Annotated in this window: 22 protein-coding genes, 1 tRNA gene and 1 pseudogene; 8 read left to right on the top strand and 16 right to left on the bottom strand. The window is 65.1% G+C overall.

Annotated features, from left to right (window positions below; all coding sequences use genetic code 11):
- Positions 1 to 11: 11 nt before the first annotated feature.
- The gene (locus ACGFIV_RS31510; RefSeq protein ID WP_392838488.1) at positions 12 to 1,304 is read left to right on the top strand and encodes an MFS transporter; all 1,293 of its coding nucleotides are present in this window, start codon (positions 12 to 14) and stop codon (positions 1,302 to 1,304) included.
- Here the strand turns inward: ACGFIV_RS31510 and ACGFIV_RS31505 are convergent.
- Positions 1,301 to 1,798, bottom strand: coding sequence for a PspC domain-containing protein (locus ACGFIV_RS31505; protein WP_392838487.1), 498 nt, complete (start codon positions 1,796 to 1,798; stop codon positions 1,301 to 1,303). The genes ACGFIV_RS31510 and ACGFIV_RS31505 overlap by 4 nt on opposite strands.
- A gap of 229 nt (positions 1,799 to 2,027) precedes the next feature.
- Here ACGFIV_RS31505 and ACGFIV_RS31500 point away from each other — a divergent pair.
- A tRNA-Lys gene (locus ACGFIV_RS31500) sits at positions 2,028 to 2,099 on the top strand.
- 102 nt (positions 2,100 to 2,201) lie between these two features.
- Here ACGFIV_RS31500 and ACGFIV_RS31495 read toward each other — a convergent pair.
- From ACGFIV_RS31495 to ACGFIV_RS31470, 6 genes are all read right to left on the bottom strand, one after another.
- Entirely contained in the window at positions 2,202 to 3,557 is a 1,356-nt protein-coding gene (locus ACGFIV_RS31495) for a tyrosine-type recombinase/integrase (protein ID WP_392838486.1), read from the bottom strand.
- A complete protein-coding gene (locus ACGFIV_RS31490) occupies positions 3,557 to 3,763 on the bottom strand; it encodes a helix-turn-helix domain-containing protein (RefSeq protein WP_392838485.1) in 207 nt (68 codons plus the stop codon). The genes ACGFIV_RS31495 and ACGFIV_RS31490 overlap by 1 nt, the downstream gene beginning before the upstream one ends.
- The gene (locus ACGFIV_RS31485; RefSeq protein ID WP_392838484.1) at positions 3,760 to 5,436 is read right to left on the bottom strand and encodes a replication initiator; all 1,677 of its coding nucleotides are present in this window, start codon (positions 5,434 to 5,436) and stop codon (positions 3,760 to 3,762) included. Before ACGFIV_RS31485 ends, ACGFIV_RS31490 begins: the two co-directional genes overlap by 4 nt.
- Positions 5,433 to 5,591, bottom strand: a complete 159-nt coding sequence (locus tag ACGFIV_RS31480) for a hypothetical protein (protein WP_392838483.1) — start codon at positions 5,589 to 5,591, stop codon at positions 5,433 to 5,435. The genes ACGFIV_RS31485 and ACGFIV_RS31480 overlap by 4 nt, the downstream gene beginning before the upstream one ends.
- Positions 5,588 to 7,012 (bottom strand): FtsK/SpoIIIE domain-containing protein, encoded by a 1,425-nt coding sequence (locus ACGFIV_RS31475; RefSeq protein ID WP_392838482.1) that lies wholly within the window; start codon positions 7,010 to 7,012, stop codon positions 5,588 to 5,590. The genes ACGFIV_RS31480 and ACGFIV_RS31475 overlap by 4 nt, the downstream gene beginning before the upstream one ends.
- Before the next feature lie 93 nt (positions 7,013 to 7,105).
- Positions 7,106 to 7,444 (bottom strand): hypothetical protein, encoded by a 339-nt coding sequence (locus tag ACGFIV_RS31470; protein WP_392838481.1) that lies wholly within the window; start codon positions 7,442 to 7,444, stop codon positions 7,106 to 7,108.
- A 32-nt stretch (positions 7,445 to 7,476) separates the two neighbouring features.
- Between ACGFIV_RS31470 and ACGFIV_RS31465 the strand changes: the two genes are divergently transcribed.
- The gene (locus ACGFIV_RS31465; RefSeq protein WP_392838480.1) at positions 7,477 to 7,635 is read left to right on the top strand and encodes a hypothetical protein; all 159 of its coding nucleotides are present in this window, start codon (positions 7,477 to 7,479) and stop codon (positions 7,633 to 7,635) included.
- A 76-nt stretch (positions 7,636 to 7,711) separates the two neighbouring features.
- On the opposite strand, the gene ACGFIV_RS31460 is transcribed toward ACGFIV_RS31465, so the two are convergent.
- From ACGFIV_RS31460 to ACGFIV_RS31445, 4 genes are all read right to left on the bottom strand, one after another.
- Entirely contained in the window at positions 7,712 to 8,140 is a 429-nt protein-coding gene (locus ACGFIV_RS31460; protein ID WP_392838479.1) for a plasmid replication, integration and excision activator, read from the bottom strand.
- Between the two features lie 137 nt (positions 8,141 to 8,277).
- Positions 8,278 to 9,009 carry a GntR family transcriptional regulator gene (locus ACGFIV_RS31455; RefSeq protein WP_392838478.1) on the bottom strand — a complete coding sequence of 244 codons (732 nt, stop codon included), beginning with the start codon at positions 9,007 to 9,009 and terminating at the stop codon, positions 8,278 to 8,280.
- Positions 9,010 to 9,458: 449 nt separating this feature from the next.
- Entirely contained in the window at positions 9,459 to 9,818 is a 360-nt protein-coding gene (locus tag ACGFIV_RS31450; protein WP_392838477.1) for a hypothetical protein, read from the bottom strand.
- Between the two features lie 43 nt (positions 9,819 to 9,861).
- On the bottom strand, positions 9,862 to 10,092 hold the full coding sequence (locus ACGFIV_RS31445) for a hypothetical protein (protein WP_392838476.1): 231 nt from the start codon (positions 10,090 to 10,092) through the stop codon (positions 9,862 to 9,864).
- Positions 10,093 to 10,249: 157 nt separating this feature from the next.
- Between ACGFIV_RS31445 and ACGFIV_RS31440 the strand changes: the two genes are divergently transcribed.
- Both ACGFIV_RS31440 and ACGFIV_RS31435 read left to right on the top strand, forming a co-directional pair.
- The gene (locus ACGFIV_RS31440) at positions 10,250 to 11,179 is read left to right on the top strand and encodes a hypothetical protein (RefSeq protein WP_392838475.1); all 930 of its coding nucleotides are present in this window, start codon (positions 10,250 to 10,252) and stop codon (positions 11,177 to 11,179) included.
- The gene (locus ACGFIV_RS31435; RefSeq protein ID WP_392838474.1) at positions 11,176 to 11,865 is read left to right on the top strand and encodes an HAD family hydrolase; all 690 of its coding nucleotides are present in this window, start codon (positions 11,176 to 11,178) and stop codon (positions 11,863 to 11,865) included. The genes ACGFIV_RS31440 and ACGFIV_RS31435 overlap by 4 nt, the downstream gene beginning before the upstream one ends.
- Positions 11,866 to 12,082: 217 nt before the next feature.
- Here ACGFIV_RS31435 and ACGFIV_RS31430 read toward each other — a convergent pair whose 3' ends face one another.
- The 5 genes and pseudogenes from ACGFIV_RS31430 to ACGFIV_RS31410 form a co-directional block, all read right to left on the bottom strand.
- Entirely contained in the window at positions 12,083 to 13,516 is a 1,434-nt protein-coding gene (locus tag ACGFIV_RS31430; RefSeq protein WP_392838473.1) for a HEPN domain-containing protein, read from the bottom strand.
- A 94-nt stretch (positions 13,517 to 13,610) separates the two neighbouring features.
- The gene (locus ACGFIV_RS31425) at positions 13,611 to 13,823 is read right to left on the bottom strand and encodes a hypothetical protein (protein ID WP_392838526.1); all 213 of its coding nucleotides are present in this window, start codon (positions 13,821 to 13,823) and stop codon (positions 13,611 to 13,613) included.
- Positions 13,805 to 14,230 (bottom strand): annotated as a pseudogene (locus tag ACGFIV_RS31420) (helix-turn-helix domain-containing protein); the annotation flags it as partial. The gene ACGFIV_RS31425 and the pseudogene ACGFIV_RS31420, both read right to left, overlap by 19 nt.
- A 570-nt stretch (positions 14,231 to 14,800) precedes the next feature.
- Complete coding sequence (locus ACGFIV_RS31415) at positions 14,801 to 15,301, bottom strand: GNAT family N-acetyltransferase (protein ID WP_392838472.1); 501 nt, start codon at positions 15,299 to 15,301, stop codon at positions 14,801 to 14,803.
- A gap of 323 nt (positions 15,302 to 15,624) precedes the next feature.
- A complete protein-coding gene (locus ACGFIV_RS31410) occupies positions 15,625 to 16,170 on the bottom strand; it encodes a tyrosine-type recombinase/integrase (protein ID WP_392838471.1) in 546 nt (181 codons plus the stop codon).
- Between the two features lie 37 nt (positions 16,171 to 16,207).
- Here ACGFIV_RS31410 and ACGFIV_RS31405 point away from each other — a divergent pair, with 37 nt between their 5' ends.
- The 3 genes from ACGFIV_RS31405 (at position 16,208) to ACGFIV_RS31395 (ending at position 18,013) form a co-directional block, all read left to right on the top strand.
- Positions 16,208 to 16,366, top strand: a complete 159-nt coding sequence (locus ACGFIV_RS31405) for a hypothetical protein (RefSeq protein ID WP_392838470.1) — start codon at positions 16,208 to 16,210, stop codon at positions 16,364 to 16,366.
- A 119-nt stretch (positions 16,367 to 16,485) separates the two neighbouring features.
- A complete protein-coding gene (locus tag ACGFIV_RS31400) occupies positions 16,486 to 16,872 on the top strand; it encodes a hypothetical protein (RefSeq protein ID WP_392838469.1) in 387 nt (128 codons plus the stop codon).
- A 931-nt stretch (positions 16,873 to 17,803) separates the two neighbouring features.
- Positions 17,804 to 18,013, top strand: coding sequence for an MbtH family protein (locus ACGFIV_RS31395; protein WP_358561817.1), 210 nt, complete (start codon positions 17,804 to 17,806; stop codon positions 18,011 to 18,013).
- The last annotated feature ends 261 nt before the right edge of the window (positions 18,014 to 18,274 follow it).

Genomic DNA, 18,274 nt, shown 5'->3' with positions numbered 1-18,274 from the left:
AGCGGAGACATATGGCGGTCACGAGGCCAGGCCGGCTGCCCGGGCGGCACCGCCGCTCGCCGGAAAGCCAAGCGACGTACGGCGAAGTCATCGCCATCGGCGAGTTCCGTGCGCTGTGGGTCGGTCAGTGCCTTTCCTTACTCGGTGACCAGCTAGCCCAGGTCGCGCTGGCTCTCCTCGTCTTCGAAAGGACCCGTTCGCCTCTGGCCACCGCCGGGGTCTACGCGCTGACCTATCTCCCGCCGATCGTCGGCGGTCCGCTGCTCGCGGGGCTCGCCGACCGGTACGCACGGCGCCAGATCATGATCGTGTGCGACCTCACACGGGCGCTTCTGGTGGGTCTGATGGCCGTGCCCACCATGCCTTTTCCGGTGCTGTGCGCCCTGGTCTTCTGCGTGGTGCTGCTCAGCTCGCCCTTCACGGCCGCCCGGGCGGCGCTGCTTCCCGAGATCCTTGAAGGCGATCGGTACGTCGCGGGCTCCGCGCTGCAGAACATGACCAACCAGGGTGTGCAGATGCTGGGCTTCGCCGCAGGGGCGGGGGTGATCGCGACCATTGGCGCATATCGTGGGCTCGCGCTGGACGCGGTGACCTTCGTGGCCTCGGCGCTGATCCTCGCTGTCGGCGTAAGGCGGCGTCCCGCGCCAGATCCCGAGGACGACACGCACACGTCCATGTGGGCCATGACCAAGGCCGGGGCCCGGCTCGTCTTCGGCGACAGGCGGCTGCGGACGCTCGTCCTGTTCGCCTGGCTCTGCGGCTTCTATGTGCTCCCCGAGGGCATCGCCGTCCCGTACGCGGCGACGCTCAGCGACGATCCGAGAGGGGTCACGCTGATCACGGGCCTGCTCATGGCCGCCATGCCGACGGGGACTGTTCTGGGGGCCTTCGCTTTCAGCCGGTTCGTGGCGCCGACCGGGCGCCTGCATGCCATGGGCTGGATGGCGATGCTCAGCTGCGCTCCGCTCATCGGGTGCGCGATGCGGCCTCCGCTGGCCGTCGTGCTGGCCCTGTGGATCCTCGCCGGGGTGGGCGGGGCGTACCAGCTCGCGGCGAATGCCGCGTTCGTGCAGTGCGTGCCGGCGAACCGCCGGGGCCAGGCCTTCGGGTTGGTGCAGTCGGGGTTGCTCGCGGCCCAGGGCATCGGGATCCTCATCGGCGGTGCCGCCGCACAAGCGCTCGGCCCAGAGCCGGTGGTCGCCCTTGCCGGAGCGGCGGGGCTCTCCGTGGCCGCGCTACTGGCCATGCTCTGGACCGAGTCTCGTACCGAGATCATCACCAGGGTCCGCACCCAGGTGACCTAGGCGTGCGTAGGGGCCTCGTCCACCGGCGACTGCGGCCGGCTCGTCGGCGACTGCGGGTGGGGCTGGGGAGCAGCCGGAGCGGAGTAGGGAGCCTGGTCCGCGTACGGAGGCTGGTCGGCGTAGGCGGGCCGATCACCGTAGGCGGGCCGGTCGGCGTACGGGGGCTGGTCGGCGTTCTGGGGCCGCGATGGCTGCTGCCAGTACGAGGAGACCTGCTGCCAGGTGGAACCTGAGCCGTTCTTCTGCTTGTTGATCAGATCCTGGACGATCGAGCTGTTCTTGCCCTCTTCGGGGATCAGCAGCCACGCGACGGCGTAGATACCGACGCCGAGGCCGCCGAAGAAGGTGGCGACGGCGAGGCCGAGCCGGATGATGTTGGCGTCGATGCCGACGAACTCGGCGGCACCGGAGCACACCCCGGCGACGATCCTGCCTTCGCGGGTGCGGCGGAGTTCCTTGGTGGTCGAATGGCCCTGAATGTTCATCTCGTTCATGGCTCCAGACTGCCCGGAGGGGCCCCGTTCGCACATCGGGATTCCCCCTGGCCCGACCCTGGTGACTCCCTGAAGCCTGCTAACGTTCAAGGAACCGCTTGGGGCTCACCCTGACAGGGAACCACGTCGAGTGAAGGCCGCGTCGCCTGACTCCAGACCGTATCGAAACGGTCGAGAGGGGAAGGCAGTCGCGCAGGGGGCGGTACGCTCAGTACCCTGCAATCTAGCTGGGCCGCTAGCTCAATGGCAGAGCTGCGGACTTTTAATCCGTAGGTTCAGGGTTCGAGTCCCTGGCGGCCCACCCATAATGACCTGGGCAGACTCCCAGATCTCATGATCGGGAAGCCTGCCCAGGGTTGCAGTTCGGGTTGCAGTTGTCAGCAGCGGGTTGCAGTCGCCGGCCTCAGTCATCCCACAGCGCCCGGCCCATCCGAGCCGCCGCATCGCTCGCCAGCTTCGACGTCACGTGCGTGTACCGCTTGGTCGTGGTGAGCTGAGAGTGTCCAAGGATCTCCTGCACGACGCTGATGTCCACGCCCTGCTCCAGGAGCAGCGTGGCGGCCGTGTGCCGGGCGTCGTGAACACGGGCATCCTTCTCGACCCCGGCGGCCCTTAGAAGTCCCTTCCATTCGTCCCAGTCGTCACCCGGGTCGATAGGGCTCCCGTCGAGTCGGCACCAGACGAGATCCATTCCTCGCCACTTCTTTCCGGCCGCCTTCTCCTCCGCCCGCTCTGCTTCCCGCTGGAGCTTCAGAAGCGGGATGAGCGGCGGCGGAATCAGCACCGTCCTTTTCCCCTTGCCTTTCGGCTTCACGAACGCCCAGCCGCCCACACGCTCGGGGCACGATGGCGCGTGACCCGTGCAATCCTGAGGGCAGAACTTCGGGCACTTACCCCCGTGTTGCCGACAACGTGGAGGACACTGCCGAAGGCAGATGTGCCGCCGCCCCGATGTCCTTTTCGACTTGGGGCAGTCCCGCGGGCACGGGTACCGGTGCAGACGTTCACCGCACTCGTGATGATCTTCGCAGCCGTGGCGGTACCGCTGGTGCTTGATCTGCCAGAAAACGCGGATCACGCCCTTGTCGAGATCGACGTACTTCCACCGCAGGCCGAGCGCCTCGCACTGCCGAAGGCCCAGCGCCAGGGCCACAGACCACCGTGTGCCGTTCCGCCGGTCCTTGGCACTGTTCAGGACCGCCCGCGCCTCATCTGCCGTCAAAGGCTCGATCTCGACATCTTCGCCTGTGGGTGCGTCGATCAGCGTGCAGACGTTTCGCCCGATCACCTCGCGACGCACGGCGATCTTCAGCGCCCTGGACAGAATGCGGTGAATCTGCAACACGGTGTTCTCGGCTAGCCCCTGTTGCGACAGCCACACGTAGAAGGCATCCAGGTGTTCGGGGCGAAGGCGATCGAGCCGATGCTTACCGAGCCCGGGAATGATCCAGCGCTCCACCTTGGGTCGGTACGTGCTGTCCAACGTGAGCCGACTGACGGTCCGTGGCGCGATGGTGTCGAGCCACGTCCTCATCCACTCCTCAACGGTCGGCACGCGCCCCGGCTTGTCCACCTTGCCGGAATCCCTCTGCTTCTCCAGGTCCCGAACCTTCCGGGTCACCTCGGTCTCAGAGGCGCCCTTGCGGTGCCGGCGATCAGGCGAGCCGTCGTCCTTGACCCCCATCATGACCCAGCCGTGCCAGAGGCCATCTTTGCCGAGATAGATGGACGATCGGCCATTGGGCTTGCGGGCCGCCATCACGCCACCTCACGATGCGTCAGACCGGCTTCAACCTCCAGCACTCGGGCGAAGTCGCGCAGCGCCCAGGCCGGGACCAGCCGGTACCCCTCCCGCTTGATCGACTGAAGCTCTCCAGTCTTGATCAGGCGGAACACGGCCGTACGGCTGATGCCGAGCGCGGTCGCCGCGTCCTTGGGGCGGTAGAACAGCCTTTCCACGGTCACGCCACCTCCCGCATTGCCGAAGGATCTTGGATGGGTTGTCCGTCTGCGCGTGCTTGGGCTTGCTGGAGTGCGGTTCGCCAGCGTTGCCGGTTGGCGATCTCTTTCAGGAGTCGTTCGGCCAGGGGTGGCACGTCACGGTCTGCCGGGGTTGCGACGCGCCACATGTAGCGGTGCGGGTCCACGGGGGCCGTCTCGTCGTCAGTTGCCGAAAGGCCGAGCTGTTCCAGCACCCAGGCGCGGCGGTCGTTCTTGTGTTCGGCGAGGGTCTTGCCGGACCACTTGCGCGAGACCAGGACACGGCGTCCGGCGTAGCCGAGGTGTTCGGGCTTGTGCGCCCTGCTACGACACGAACCCGGCCGCATTCCAGACTTCGCGCCTTTGGGCTGGACGCCGTAGCGCAGCCAGTTGGGGCAGGTCGGTGCGCACGGCTCGTACCGGAGGACCGCCATGAGCCGTTCCACGTGCGCCCGCTGGGCATCAGTCGTCGGCTCGTGGCAGTCGGTCAGCGACTTCGTGAGGTACTTGGTCAGGTACCGCAGGCCCAGGTCCGCGCCCGGGGACCCTGCCAGGACGCCCTTGACATCGACCTGCGAGCCCAGCCGCACCACATGCAGGGGTTCGGCATCCTCATCGGCGTCGAGCTGGTCGAGCGCCTGTTCCCAGGTGGGCAGCACCTCGCCGGTTTCCGGGTCGAGGTAGTCGCCGGCCTGCCCGGCGCCGCAGTCGGTGGCGTGCTCGTCGGCGGCCCAGACCGGCAGGTGTTCGCCCTCGTAGCGGACCACATCACACGACGGCCACCACACCTGGTGGTAGGTGGCCGCCGCCACGGCCTTGACCTCGGCGCGTGGCATGGTGCCCCGGACGGCCATGTGCAGATGCGGCGCGAGACGGCGTTGCGGTTCGACGGTGGCGAAGTACTGCACGTCATAACCGGCGACCCGGCGAAGATTCTGCACGAACCGGTCCACCAGCTTGGGGAAGTGGATCGCATCCCGCGCCGCGCTCACGTAGTCATAGCTCGCCGGATCGACGGGGGTACCGTCCGGGCGGACCTTGCCATAGCTGTCGCAGGTCAGGGTGATGAACAGCGACGGCCGGTAGATGCGCCCGTCCGGGGCGGTGAAGGTGCGTCCAATAGTGCGGTTCTCCTGCTGGCGCTTGGGCAGGTCCGGGGCGTCCTGGCGGCGACGCGTCGAGCGCGACCGGCGAGGCTTGCCCTCCCCCGGGATGACGCTGCCTCGCACGCCGGACTTGGCCAGTTCGTCTTCCAGGGTGGTGACGACCTCGTCCCACACGTCCACGTCCCCGCCGGTCTCCTCGGCGAGCTCGCGCAACACGTGGGCGTCGGCGCGTTCTTGGATGAGCCAGAGCTGGCGTTCGGTGGGCTCAGCGCGTTCGGGGATCGGTTCGGCCTCCAGGTGCCAGCCCTCGCGGCATTGCGCCTTGCGGAGCTGCACGGCCCGGGTGGCGCACGGCGAGCATTTGCTGTCCAGGGTGGCGCCGCAGGGAATGTTGACGATCTCGGTCTTGCCTGTGTGGGTGTCGGTGCGCTTGAGCGGGATCGGCTGGATGCAGACCCCGTGTTGCTTGGCGACCTCGGTAATGACGTCCAGGGCCATCGGCATCACCTGGCGGACGGCCCGGGGGGTGTGGCGGTCGTTGGCCGCTGTCACCAGGCATCGCCCCCGTCCGTGTCGATCAGGTATCCGGCCTTGCCGCCGCATTCCTGGCACTCGACCAGGCCACGAACGGCGTCCAGCCACAGCGTGTTGAGGCAGCCGCAGACCGAGCAGCGCAGCCCGTCCAGCAGCTCAGCGAGCAGGCTCATGCCGCCTCACCCGCTCCGGCGTACTCGGCGACCATGGCGCGGATGTCGGCGTCGGAGACGTAGGCCGCGCGGACACGGACCGCTTCGGGGCAGGCTTCCAGCCGCACGTAGCCGACCCCGGCCCCGACGACGGGGTTGGAAGAGATCTGGTCGGCCAGGGCGCCACGGTCGCGGGCTCCGTCGCCGAGGACGAGATCGACCTGTGAGGGTTCGTCCAGCCGTAGTGCGATCTTGTCGGGGAACAGGTTGCGGATGGAAAGGATCTCTTTGCGGGGGTCTTGGAGCGCGGCCAGGACGCCGAGGCCGACCGCGCGGCCCTGGGTGGTGAGGGTGGCCAGGGCCGAGCTGATGCGCTCTTTGAGCTTGCGGTCGGTCTGGTAGGCGGTCAGGAACGCCACCTCATCCACGATGACCAGAACGAACGGGTCGTCCACCGTGGGAACGTGGTTGCGCTGGACCCCGGCGAACCGTCCCGCCCGCTCCTGCATGACCTTGACCGCCGCCTCCAAAAGGTCAGCGCAGTCGGCCGGGTCGGCGGCGTACCGGTCCCCGAACAGGGCACGCCCGTAGGACAGCTCCATCAGCTTGGGATCAAGCGCCCACATCTCCACCAGCCCAGCACGCTTGGCAGGCAGCAAGCCCCGGATTGCCGACCACAGCCACGAGCCCTTACCCGCGCCGGTCGCGCCGGCCACCAGCACGTGAGTGCCATGCAGCTTGAGCAGGTACAGGGCGCCGTCCTCACGCAACCCGATCGGCACCGCCGAGACCTGCACGTCGGCAGGGATGGGGAGAGCTGGTATGGGGGTGGCGAGGACGTCGCACCGAGGAAGCACCAGCGTGACGCGGCCGAGCTTATCGGCCTTGACTCGGCATTCGGGACCGGAGAAGCCGTGGGCGAGATTGTCGGCTCTGTCCTGCCAGTCGGCCGGGGTCTGCCCCGACAGCATCCTCACCGTCACCACATCCGCCATGGGCGTGCTGGTGACCTTGAGCAGACGGGGCAGGTACTCCCGGCCACCCACGTGCTTGGCCAGCCCGGCGACGACCATGACGGGTTGCCAGTGCCGCCGGTAGATCCACATCCACCGCCACCAGGCGCGCAGCCGGAGGCCCGCCCAGGCGGTGTACGAGACCGGTTCGGCCAGCCGCCACCCGGCCAGCGCCGAGACGGTCGCGACGACGGCCAGCAGTGTGACGCGCCAGCCGTACAGCATCCCCAGCACCAGCGGGGCGACGACGGCCAGGCAGGCGATGGGGCGGCGCCACACCATGCGGACCAGGCCCACGACCGCCCGGAAGGCGATGACGAAGATGGTGAAGATGGCCGGGGTGTTGACCACCGTGGGGCGGAACACCAGCGAGTCGGGGGCGGTGGAAACGATCTCCCGGGTGTAGTCCCCAGGGAGTTTACGCAGCATAAACTGAACGCCTCCTCGTGATCTGAGAGTCGATGGGGAGAAGTGCGGGGGCCGCCGGAAGTTGCCGCTTCCAGCGGCCCCACCCGAAACCGGTCAGGCAGCCTTGCCGGGCGTCGCCTGATCGGGGACCTGGTCCACCTGCTCGACGTGGTCGGCGTGCTCGTCGCGCAGCCGTTCACAGTCGGCCAGGAAGCGCGCCGCGGACTCGAACAACTCCCGGGCGAACCTCACGTGCGTGTCGGACACGACGGTGTCGGAGGTCAGGCCGATGAACACCCCGGTGTCACCGTGCTGCACCGACAAGAACGCGCGTGTGTCGATGACCGGCGGGAAGTAGGAGACCCGGGCCCGCTCGTCGGGGTACACCGACACCGACACACGCGGCGCGGTGCCGGGCTCCAGGGCGATCGTGGTGTAGGTGTAGCCGCTCATGCCGCTTCCTCTCCTCGGTTGGCCTGTTTGGTGTGGTGGAGGCGTTCGACCTCCTCGGCGAAGGCCCGCGCCTGCTCGGCCAACTCCCGGGCGAACACCCGCACCGCGTCGTCCACCCGCTGGCCGGGAGCACGACCTTGACCACACCCGACCCGGCCGACAGCTCCAAGATCGGCGTGCGGTCGGGGTAGGTGTGGCAGTCGGCCGCGCCCCGGCCCTGGACGTGCAGGAACATCTGCGTCCAGGACAGCCCGGACCGGCGGGCCCTCACGCGGCGTCCTTGCCACTGGTCGCGGCGGCAGCCGCGGGCTTGCCGGCGGGGCGGGGAGCGCGCATCTCCCGCGCCCGGATCGAGTAGGCCAGACGGCCCGTGGACTGGTGGACATACGGGGTGACGCTCATGCCGTCGAACTCCACCGGCGTGAACGGCAGCCCCGAGATCGACGCCGGGGGAACCGGCTGGACGGGGGCGAGGATCTTGACCGACACCGTCTTCTGCGCGGCCTTCACGCCGGGGTCGGCGTCCATCACCGCCACCTGCCAGACCAGCTCACCGGTGGACTTGTCGCGGGCCGGGACGAACTTGCCGCCGGTGGAGGCCTCGAAGTCCTTGACCTGCTCGACCTCCCCGACGATGTAGCAGCCGAACGGGAACACCTGCTCAAACCCGATCGGGATCGGACCCTGTAGCGCCATGTTGTCTGCCCTCCTTCTCATCTGCTCAGCCATCTTGACTAGTCAAGCTGTTTGACTCCATTAAACGCGAAGCCCGCTTGGCTAGTCAAGCAAACCAAGCGGGCAGAGAGCGGGAAACCTGGGACCCCCGATATGCGCTACCGGATCGGATAGGCGTCCTCCAGCTCGTGACGATCCCCCGGCAGCACCGTTTGAAGCACCACCCAGGGCCTACCCGTGGCGTCACAGGCCACCGCGTACAGATCCAGCAGCGCAGCCGACGCCGAGACCCCCAGCAGGTCCCGTTCCTCCTTGGTCGGGTTACGCGCGGTCAGATGCTCAATGATGTGATCCAGCCCCACCCCGGCCGCCGACTCCACCAGCCGCCGCACTCCCTGCGGCAACTCCGCCGAGGCCGCGAGCGTCGTCCCCTCAGCCACCTCGGCGGGCAGCCACGCCGCCACGATCTCCGAGGGCTGGTCACCTTCGTGTACCACCGTCTTGCGCAGCACGACCGACGCCGCACCGTCGATGCCGAGGTAGGAGGCGATCCGCCGAGGCGCCTTGACCAGCCCCACCGAGACAACCCGGGTCGTCGCCGGGATCTCTTTGCGGTCCAGCAGTTTCCGCCCAGTACGCGGATGCCCTCCCGCGGCCAATGCGGGCCGGCCACGTACGAAGCGGCCCTTGCCCTGCTGGGTGATGATCCACCCGTTGTCACGGAGGACCCCAAGCGCCTTGACCACCGTAGGCCGCGCCATCCCGAACTCGGCCATCAACTGATGCTCACTCGGCAGCGGATCACCGGGCGCATACTCCCCGGACTCGATCCGCCGTTCCATCTCGGCGATCAACTGCGCGTACTTGGGAGGTGTGTACTCGAACGACATCCCGGAGCCCCTCGCATTCATCCTGCCTGTCTAATCAAGCACGTTAGCAGGACAGCCAACCCAGGCGAAGCCCTTACCAGCGCCTACGCGCACACTCTCATGCGGCCTTCGACTACGACCGGCAGACACGAATAAGCCCCCACGGACAACGAACCGTGGAAGCTCATACGCAATATCAAGCACTACAGCGGAACAGCGGCTCAGGCGTCGTCCGGCCTCGCATGACGAGCCGGTGAAGGCCGCCCCTTGCGCCGCGCCTCAGCTTGGGACTGTTCATCAAGCCGTGTCGCCAGTTCTCAGAGTGTCGGCGCCCAGGACGTTACGGATACCGAATCGCTCGGCACGAGTCGACCAGGAATGACGCCGGATCGCGATCCACCCGCCGAAGAAATCCATGATCTGCCAGGTACGCCCATGCCCCTCCTGGAGTTGGGCGAGGACGGGCGCGCTCATGAGGTGAGCTGCCAGTCCTTCGCCCTTGCGACCAGGAACGCAAGCGCCACCGATCCCTCCGAGACCGGGAACAAGTAGTAGCGCTCACCATCGGCCGGGCGTACCGAGTAGGCGGGCTCGCTGACTCCCTGGACGACCGTCACCGTCGCCCGCACCTGCCGGTCGGGTCCGCGGACCTCCAGTACAGGGGGCACGTACTCGGGGGAGCGGTACTCCTCGAACCGAAGTCGAAGGCGGATCACCCGCACCACTCGGCCGACGATGTCGCGCTTCTTGAGCGCGTCGCTCAGCCCGCCCAGCAAGGCGCCGTAGTAGGCCGCGGTGGCCTGTTCGGTGGATTCGTAGGTGGTGGCCATGACGCCGACGTCCCTTCGTCAGATGGGGAGAAAACCAGGCTCGTCACGCCGCTTCGCCGCTGGGATCGGGGCAGTCGAAGCACTCGACCCGGCGCAGTGCCACGGGCTGACCGTCCAGCCGAGCAGTACCGTTCGCGCGATGCGCCCGGACATAGCGCCAGCCCTTGCCCCGGCACGAGGTGCAGACATTCGCCGCAACTTCACCATCGGCAAGCACCGCAAATGCACGTCGCATCGGGGAATCAATCGAGGGATTTTCACGCCGCTGAGCCATGCCACCAAGCATTTCCGCAGGTGGCGTCGCTTCTCGATAGCGTTCATGTGCCGTGTGTCGTCGTGGTGTCTCTACTTGTCTCGTCTATGGCTCCTCGTTTCGCCTGCCAGCTCGGTAACCTGGCCTTACCGGTGCCCCAGATATCGAGGAACGGTTCATGGCTGATCAGTCGATCCTGCTGACATCGCTACTACGCCAGCGCCACTGGCAGACATATGCGGTGTTCTGCCGGGAGTACGACAAAGCAGCAAAAAGGGTGGCGCCCGATCTCAAGAACACCAGGCCGAGCCGCGCGCAGCTCCACCGCTGGCTCACCGGCGAGCTCAAGAGCCTGCCGTATGCCGATCACTGCCGCGTGCTGGAGGCGATGTTCCCCGGCCACACCGCCGAGGCCCTGTTCTCCCCCGCACCCAACGGAACCGCCGGCCACGGACACGAGACGCCGCCCCTGCCTGCCCCGCGCATCTCGGAGGCACTGCCTGCCGTCGTCCCACCGATCGGACTACGGCCTCACCTGGAGCGCGCGTTCGAGCAGGATCACGTGTCCATCGACTTCGCAGGCTTCTCCGGCGAGACGCTCCAAGGCGTGCTCCAAGAACCACTCGACAAGATCCGCTACCGGCAGCTCAGCCCCAAAAGCCTGGCCATCCGGCTTCTCCTGCCCGACACCACCAAGCCAATGACCCTGCCATGCAAGGCGGACGACCTCACCGACGACCCCGATTTCCGCGCCCGCGCCACCACGATCACGCGACGCCACGCCACGGCGATACTCGACTCGGTCAACGAACTGGCCACGCGCGGAGCCATCGAAAAGGCGACCACCCAAATCCGGGTCCACCAGGCCGCCCCGCTGTTCAAGCTCTACATCATCAACGACCACGACGCCTTCTTCGGCTTCTACCCGATCCAGCGCTACGAACTTCAGATCGGCGACGAAACACACGGCATCTACGACCTCATGGGCAAAGACGCCGCGATCTTCCACCACTCAGCCGATAACGACACGGGACGCGAGTACGTCAAACAGTCTCGTCTATGGTTTGAGTCGATGTGGAACACCGTCAGCCGGGAGTTCAAAGGGTGATCTCAGAGCCTGCCCACGTCCATCGCCTGCTCGCCGACGTCAAACACGTCCTGTTCGACTTCGACGGCCCGATATGCGCCATCTTCGCGGGACTACCGGCCCCCACCATCGCCGCCACCCTGCGCGACTACCTCGCACCTCTCGCCCTCGACCTGCCCCCGGACATCCGCGCCCAGGTCGACCCTCTGGAGATCCTTCGCTACGCCCCCACGGCCGGCCCACTGGTCGCCGAAACCGTCGAAGCCGGGCTACGCGGCCTTGAACTCCAAGCCGCCCTCACCGCCACCCCCACCCCCGGCACGGCCAACGTCATCAAGCAGCTCCGCACCTCAGGCCGACGACTGGCAGTAGTCAGCAACAACTCCGACGCCGCCATCAAGACCTACACCGAAAACCACGGCCTACTCGCCTACTTCGACCACATCTCAGCCCGAGCCCTCTTCCAAGACCCGGCCCTGCTCAAGCCCCACCCGTACCTGATCAACCAGGCCCTCAACGCCCTCAGCGCCGACCCCGCCCTCACGATCCTCATCGGCGACTCGGTCACCGACATCGAAAGCGCCAAGACCGCCGAAATCCTCAGCATCGGCTACGCCAACTCCACCACCAAGGCGCAACTCCTGCACAACGCCGGAGCGAACGCTGTCATCTCCGATATGGTCCAGCTTATCCCGCTACCTACGTGACCGAGTTACACTAAACGGAAACGTGGTTACTGGACCCCGGATATGGCATCGCCACAGGTCAGGGCTTCGAAATTGTCCAGTAGCATAGTTTCTTATTAGCAACAACAGCTCACAAGAAAGTCAGCGAGCACAAGTCGAATCCGCCGGTTGTCGCGGCAACTGTTTGCAATGCGCAATTTCTAGAGCACGTCAATTTTGGTGCATCACAGCCACGAAACTACCGCGTGGCGCTCTGACCGTATACTTTCGGCAATAGTTGGGCAGCGGCGCGCATGAATCGCTTATACGGCTCATAATTGATCACATTACGAGCCATTATCTCCTTCGACACTCCAGCTTCAGCAAAGAGGCGCATGGATAGTAACCACCGCAGAGACTGCGCGAGGACATAGTATTTCCCGACCGAATCCGTACCGTCATCCTCAAGGCCATGCGCGAAACCATTACGCGCATTCACAAGTGCGGACTTCCATCGATTCGGTTTACCAGCCACTCCTGGAGTGTAATCAGCTACATTTTCGGCTAGCGCCAGAACCCTCATTGGGAAACTTAGATCCCACAGATAAGTTCGCAGGGCGGATGACAGTACCTCAAAAACATCTCTATCAAGAGATGTATCACCCAATACACTTAGACCGTTAGTAACCTGTTCGTCCGATAGTCTGCGCTCTCCATCGTAAAGTCTGCGATGTAGACCTTCGGCGGCCGTAGCAAGTTCGAGAAGTCGATTTTGTACCGTTCGACTCGAATCCTTAATGGATCCAGAGATCAAGCCGGGTATGGGATCCATTCTTTCTGCGAGCTGGAACCAGTTTCCTAACTTGCCGAAATCAAATTCGGAGGCGCTAAGCAGAGGGACGTCGGGCTCCAAGTCGTCTTCGCGCTCTATACCATAAGCGACGACGCCAAGCCAATGATCATGTTGCTCGTTCTTTACTTCCAAGCCGGTAGGGGGGCAGTCGCGATCGTAGAGGAGGGTCAACAGCGCACTCAGTGGATGCAAGAATTTCCGTCGAATCTCACGGAATGAAAGTCCCTCGTTGAGCGAGATGTGAATCCACGTCTTGGTGCGGACATGTCGGCGCCTTCTGCTGGAATGAGGTATCTCCCAGTCGCAGGAATACGAAAATCGACCCGTGTTATCAGGCAGGGGATGCCAAACCTTCTCGGGGAATTCGTAAGTGACTACGAGGGTAGAGTTGGAATCACTCGGTCGGCGATCCAACTCTGGTATGTTGGTCCAATAATCCAAATACTGCGCACTGATCCGGATGTCCGTGAAAAGAGTAAGCTCTCCATCGACATGGCCACCGATGATCGCATACTCACTTTCTAGAGTATGCCTTTCGGGTGACCCAAATCGACCAATACCAGCCCGGCGCCGAGTACTGGCAGATATTAGAGTAACCGGTCCGACTCCGTCGTCCAACGAGCCATGAATAGTAAGATCCTCCGCCCCGCTCGAAATAGGAACCCAGGTCTGAGTTCCGTCGCTTGCGGTGGAGTCGAGCCTCATCGAAGGCGTGACTGGTTGATGCAACTCTAATGTTTGCCACCGCGATCCCAGCGTCAGCCTCCCTGGGATCTTGTTCGTCTCCTCGCCTGGAAGCCAGAAATCACCTGTGTTAAACGGTTGCATCGCCTCACTCATGTCGTGCACCTTAGCTCATAGCGCGCGGTCATAACCGAGTGTCGTGACTCACTTGATGCTTGACGCTTTGGCTTCGGATGATGCTTGACACGGCCTAGACGATCTTTCTCCGCTTAGTATGGTCGGCCGATTTGATTCGGGATACTTCCTGGGTGGTGGTTCGGGTCACCACCTTGAGGGTTTCCGCCTCGTCGTGGATCGCGATGTGGCTGTCATCGACGGTCACGGTGACGACCTTCCGGGCGTGTACCCGGCCGAGGTTGATCTTCTGGCCGACGACCATGATGCCGCCCTTGATGCTGACCACCCGTTGGACGGTGACCGGCCCGGTCGGGGGTTTCGGGGGTGGACCGGCGGTTCGTGCGCCGCGCAGCCTCGCCCGTTACGCACCAACGCCCGGTAGACACTGGAGCGCGACGGCAGCGGCTCCACCCCACGCCGGCCCAGCTCCCACACCAACGTCCGCGGCCCCCACTTGGGATGCGCCCGCCGCAGCTCACAGATCAACACCTCGATCTGCGCCGGCGTCTGCATCGGATGCGACCTCACTCGATGCGAGCGATCCGCCAACGCCCCCAGCCCGCCATCGCGATAGCGGCGCATCCAGGTATGCACCGACTGCCGCGACACCCCATAACGAAACGCGACCTCGGTGACCGGCGCACCCGCCAGGACTTCCATCACCGCGTGATACCGCTGCTCCACGACGCTCAACTCCACCAGCGCCATCCAAGCCTCCCCCGAAGCGCCGATAACGCAACGAGAAAGCCCAGAAGACGATCAAGGTGTCAAGCATCAAGCGAGGCCAGCGTGTCAACCATCAAGCGAGACAGGACACGCGGTCATAACCGAGATACTGCCGAATTATTCTTATAGGTATCAAGGCGACGGCGCTCCGCGCCGCCGCACGGCCCGCCGCCCGCTCCGCCCGGCCGGGCGTGCGGCGTGGGCGCCGGTCCCGGCCGGCGGCGGGAACGCGGGCCGCCCGCCGTACACAGCGCCCGCCGTACCAAGCCGCACCCGCCGACCAGGCACGCGCCGCCGCCCAGATGCAGCACGACGATCGCCATGCTGTGGCCTGCCATCTCACGGGGTCGGGGGCGATCGAAGGTCCGGGACTTCGTACCTCAGCCCCGGCCCACCGGGTATCGGGGCTGAGCGGACCCGATTGGCCGGGCGAAGGTGCGAGAGGCGTTGGACCAGGCTGATGTGATCCGGCTGTCCCGCATGTTTAGCCTTGGCGAGTTGAACCGGGGCCGGGCCTGGACAAGGCGACCCACCAAGCTATGCGGGTGGCGGAATACGGACACCGGGCTCCTTGCTGAGCAAGGTCCCATGTGCTCCGAAGCCAGCCGAAGAATAGAAGCGGATGGCTTCCTTGTTCGGCGCGAAGATTCCGGCATAGAGAATCGAGACACCGCGCTCTGCGGCAGCTTGCTCCGCCGCCACCACCAAGGCAGATCCCACACCTTTGCCGCGATGCTCGTCCAGGACGACAGTGTGGATCTCGGCCGCGCGGCGGGGATGGATGATTTGGTGGTCCAGGGGATCTGCCAGCAAGACCACCTCCACCATGCCCACCACCTCTCCTGCCACCTCAGCGATCAATATCATCATCTTGGGCTCGGCCGAAAGCATCTCCTCGAAGTGCCTGCGTACGGCCTCGCTGTCGGGCACACGGTAGATGACCGGATCAAGTTGGACATGCCTTTCGGCGTTCGCGAGACGCAGGTGGACGAGGGAGGGCACGTCTCCACGGTCGGCAGCCCTGATGAGAATCGACATGAGTAGAGCCTCCCAACGTGCCCGCAGAACCGCAAAACTTGCTGACCAAGTCAGAACGGGGCGAAGTTGCCTGATGTGCCACTAAGGTCGCCGGGTTGCAGTTTGGGTTGCAGTTCAGGGTGGTCCAGAGCCGTTCAGAAGGGACCGCGCATGCCCGTTGACCTGCATTGAACTGCCTGGAATCATGATCGTCCGAGCTTTTAATCCGTAGGTTCAGGGTTCGAGTCCCTGGCGGCCCACCAGCTAATCCCTTGATCCATGATCTCTACTGGTACAGCTGTTCGATCTTCTGCCGGACCAATGCCGGACCATTCCGCCGACGATCATGCCGTGGTCGACCTCGACGCGCGCCGCGGAATCATCGCCACCGTCGCCGCGGCGGCGATCGTCGCAAGCTCGGGGATCACCGTCGTATACGTGTCCGCGGTGAACCAGTACTGCCGGTGCCCGAGCGTCGCCGACACGATCTTCATGTCGGTGCCGGCCGCGAGCATGATCGTGGCCGCACAGTGCCTCATGTCGTGCAGACGGACCGGCGGCAGCTGCGATCGTCGCACCAGCCACTCGGTGTGGTCGGTCAGCCCGTTCAGGTCCAGCGGCCGGCCCAGCTTGTCGGTGAACACCTTGCCGCTGTCGACCCAGTGCTTCCCCGCTGCCAGGCGCTCAGTCGCCTGAGTCTTCCGCCAGGCCTTCAGCAGCTTCACGTTCACGTCGTCGAGCACCACGACGCGCCGCGATGAGTCAGACTTGATGCCCGCCTCGGCCTCTTCGTCTTCGTCCAGCTGGAGGACGGCCCGGAACCACGGCGCGGAGTGTTGACTACTCCGGCTTCGCCAACGCTTTTCCCGCGGGGTCTGCTGATGGATCACCGCAGACTCGACACCACCAAGCAGTACTACCGGGTGGGTGAGAACCGCCGCCGCGAAGCGATCGACCGGGTCGCTGCCTCTGCAGTTCGACCGGCAGGGCAACCGGATCTGGCGACAAGCCCAAGCCCTGCTCGACTCCGAGCACGCCCGCAGGTCCATCGGTGAAGTCGCTGTCCCGTTCGGGGTCTGCGCCTAACCCTCCAACGTCAAGGCCGGCGGGAACGCCTGCCCCTACTGCTAGTCCTTAAAGCCCTCAACGACGCGGCCACCGCCGGAGACGAGATCAGCGTCAGCGGCATCGCCCGCCAAGCAGGCGTGGACCGCACTTTCCCCTTCCGGCATCGCGACCTGCTCGAACAACTCCACGCCCTGGAAGCCCAACCCCCCAACGCCCCCGGGATCGGACCAGCCGTCAGCCGAGCCTCGCTCCAAGCCGACCTTCTCGCCGCCCAACAACGCACGGCCCGCCAAGCCACCCGCGTCCAATACCTTGAACGGCTCCTGTCACAGCTCCTTGGCGAACAGGCCTGGCGGGAGTCCGGTCTCGGCGCGCCCGACGACATCGACCAGCCGAAGCAACGAATCATCATGCTCGAACAGCAAACAGTGGACCTGCGCCTGCATCTGGAAGAACGCGACCAAGACCTCAACGCGGCCCGCGCCGCCAACCGCGAGCTCATGGCCCGACTCAACACCCGATAGACACGCGACCAAGCAGCTTGCAACCACACCTGTTGCAACAACTAACTTCAGATCAACAGCGTATGACCTGCGGAAACGTGGAGATCAAGCGCCCGGCTCAGCACCGGACCCCCAGAGAACCGCCTCCACTCCGGGATCGGCTACCACAACCCGGTCGACGTGCACTACGGCCGCGCCACCGCCGTCCGCGACCGACGCGCTCAAGTCCTGGCCGCCGCGCAATCCGCCCACCCCGAACGCTTCGCCAGTGGCGGCACCCCTACCCCGCCCGACCTCCCCGGCCGGGCATGGATCAACAAGCCCAACCAAGACCAGACGAAGCAGAAGGACGCCAGAGAACCAGACACAGAATTAGCCCAGCTCAACTGCCTTGATCAAATTGACAGGTTCCGCCCTGCTGACCCGACCCACCATCAACGAACACCACACCCGCCATTGGTCGCTGTGGCGGCGACGACACCAGACTCACGCTCGACAAGCCCACTACCAGCGACAACTCATCAAAGATCAATAAGTGCGGCTGGAGTACTAGGACAGCGGCACGCCTGCCCGAGGTGACCGGCGGCTCAGCGCATTCCCCAGGCGTTTTACAAGCCAGATCCAAGCCGCACTCAACAGGATGACCTCCATCGATCTGCGTGTATCGGAAGAGGGACCCGAACATGAGCGACAAGACAGGACCTGGCCCAGGTGACATCGCCCCGGTGAGCCGAGGTCGCTTGACGGGTCCGGGCACAGGCCCTCTCGCGGATAACGCGCCACACAGGTCTCATCGGATCTCGGTGAGGTTTTCTCGGTAGGCGGAGCGGCTCACAGGTGAGCGGATCCGAGACGGAGACGGTGCGGCTGTCAGCCTTCCAACGGTGCGCGGCAAGCGTGCGTTCCGGTCGATGGAATCACACAAAAGACCACATCAAAGTGCGAGGTTTTCATGAGCAATCCATTTGAGGACGAAAACGGACGCTATCTCGTCCTGATCAACGCCGAGGGCCAGCATTCCCTCTGGCCCCTGTTCTCCGAGGTCCCTCGCGGCTGGGATGTCGTGCACGGGGAGGACAGCCGGCCGGGCTGCCTGGAGTACATCAACGCGAACTGGACCGACATGCGACCCCGCGGCCTCTCGATGCTGAACGGATCCTGAGCTCCCATTTCGAGTCCGCGTTCACCGTGAGCCACGTTTACGGCACGCCCTCCTTTCCCTGATTGATCGGACCTGTTCGCTGCGCCGCCACGCCATGAATCTGGAGATTTCATGAATCCAATTTCTTTTCGAGAAAACCTGGCCCGGTTGTTCGAGGCGCGGGTGGCGGCGGCGCCGGATGCCGAGGCGGTGGTCTGCGGTGAGGTCCGGCTGTCGGCGGCAGAGCTGAACGCGCGGGCCAACGCGCTGGCGCGGCGGCTG

This window comes from Sphaerisporangium sp. NPDC049003, assembly GCF_043197795.1.
Classification (GTDB): Bacteria; Actinomycetota; Actinomycetes; order Streptosporangiales; family Streptosporangiaceae; genus Sphaerisporangium.
The sequence above is the reverse complement of the archived record's forward strand: the minus strand, read 5'-3'. Positions and strand labels throughout refer to the sequence as shown.

Excerpts from the sequence above, each read along its gene's own strand:
- ACGFIV_RS31475 (WP_392838482.1), bottom strand. The coding sequence starts at position 7,012 with ATGCTGCGTAAACTCCCTGGGGACTACACCCGGGAGATCGTTTCCACC.
- ACGFIV_RS31415 (WP_392838472.1), bottom strand. The coding sequence starts at position 15,301 with ATGTCGATTCTCATCAGGGCTGCCGACCGTGGAGACGTGCCCTCCCTC.
- ACGFIV_RS31480 (WP_392838483.1), bottom strand. The coding sequence starts at position 5,591 with ATGAGCCTGCTCGCTGAGCTGCTGGACGGGCTGCGCTGCTCGGTCTGC.
- ACGFIV_RS31470 (WP_392838481.1), bottom strand. The coding sequence starts at position 7,444 with ATGAGCGGCTACACCTACACCACGATCGCCCTGGAGCCCGGCACCGCG.
- ACGFIV_RS31510 (WP_392838488.1), top strand. The coding sequence starts at position 12 with ATGGCGGTCACGAGGCCAGGCCGGCTGCCCGGGCGGCACCGCCGCTCG.
- ACGFIV_RS31440 (WP_392838475.1), top strand. The coding sequence starts at position 10,250 with ATGGCTGATCAGTCGATCCTGCTGACATCGCTACTACGCCAGCGCCAC.
- ACGFIV_RS31460 (WP_392838479.1), bottom strand. The coding sequence starts at position 8,140 with ATGGCGCTACAGGGTCCGATCCCGATCGGGTTTGAGCAGGTGTTCCCG.
- ACGFIV_RS31505 (WP_392838487.1), bottom strand. The coding sequence starts at position 1,798 with ATGAACGAGATGAACATTCAGGGCCATTCGACCACCAAGGAACTCCGC.
- ACGFIV_RS31430 (WP_392838473.1), bottom strand. The coding sequence starts at position 13,516 with ATGAGTGAGGCGATGCAACCGTTTAACACAGGTGATTTCTGGCTTCCA.
- ACGFIV_RS31455 (WP_392838478.1), bottom strand. The coding sequence starts at position 9,009 with ATGTCGTTCGAGTACACACCTCCCAAGTACGCGCAGTTGATCGCCGAG.
- ACGFIV_RS31495 (WP_392838486.1), bottom strand. The coding sequence starts at position 3,557 with ATGGCGGCCCGCAAGCCCAATGGCCGATCGTCCATCTATCTCGGCAAA.
- ACGFIV_RS31445 (WP_392838476.1), bottom strand. The coding sequence starts at position 10,092 with ATGGCTCAGCGGCGTGAAAATCCCTCGATTGATTCCCCGATGCGACGT.
- ACGFIV_RS31450 (WP_392838477.1), bottom strand. The coding sequence starts at position 9,818 with ATGGCCACCACCTACGAATCCACCGAACAGGCCACCGCGGCCTACTAC.
- ACGFIV_RS31395 (WP_358561817.1), top strand. The coding sequence starts at position 17,804 with ATGAGCAATCCATTTGAGGACGAAAACGGACGCTATCTCGTCCTGATC.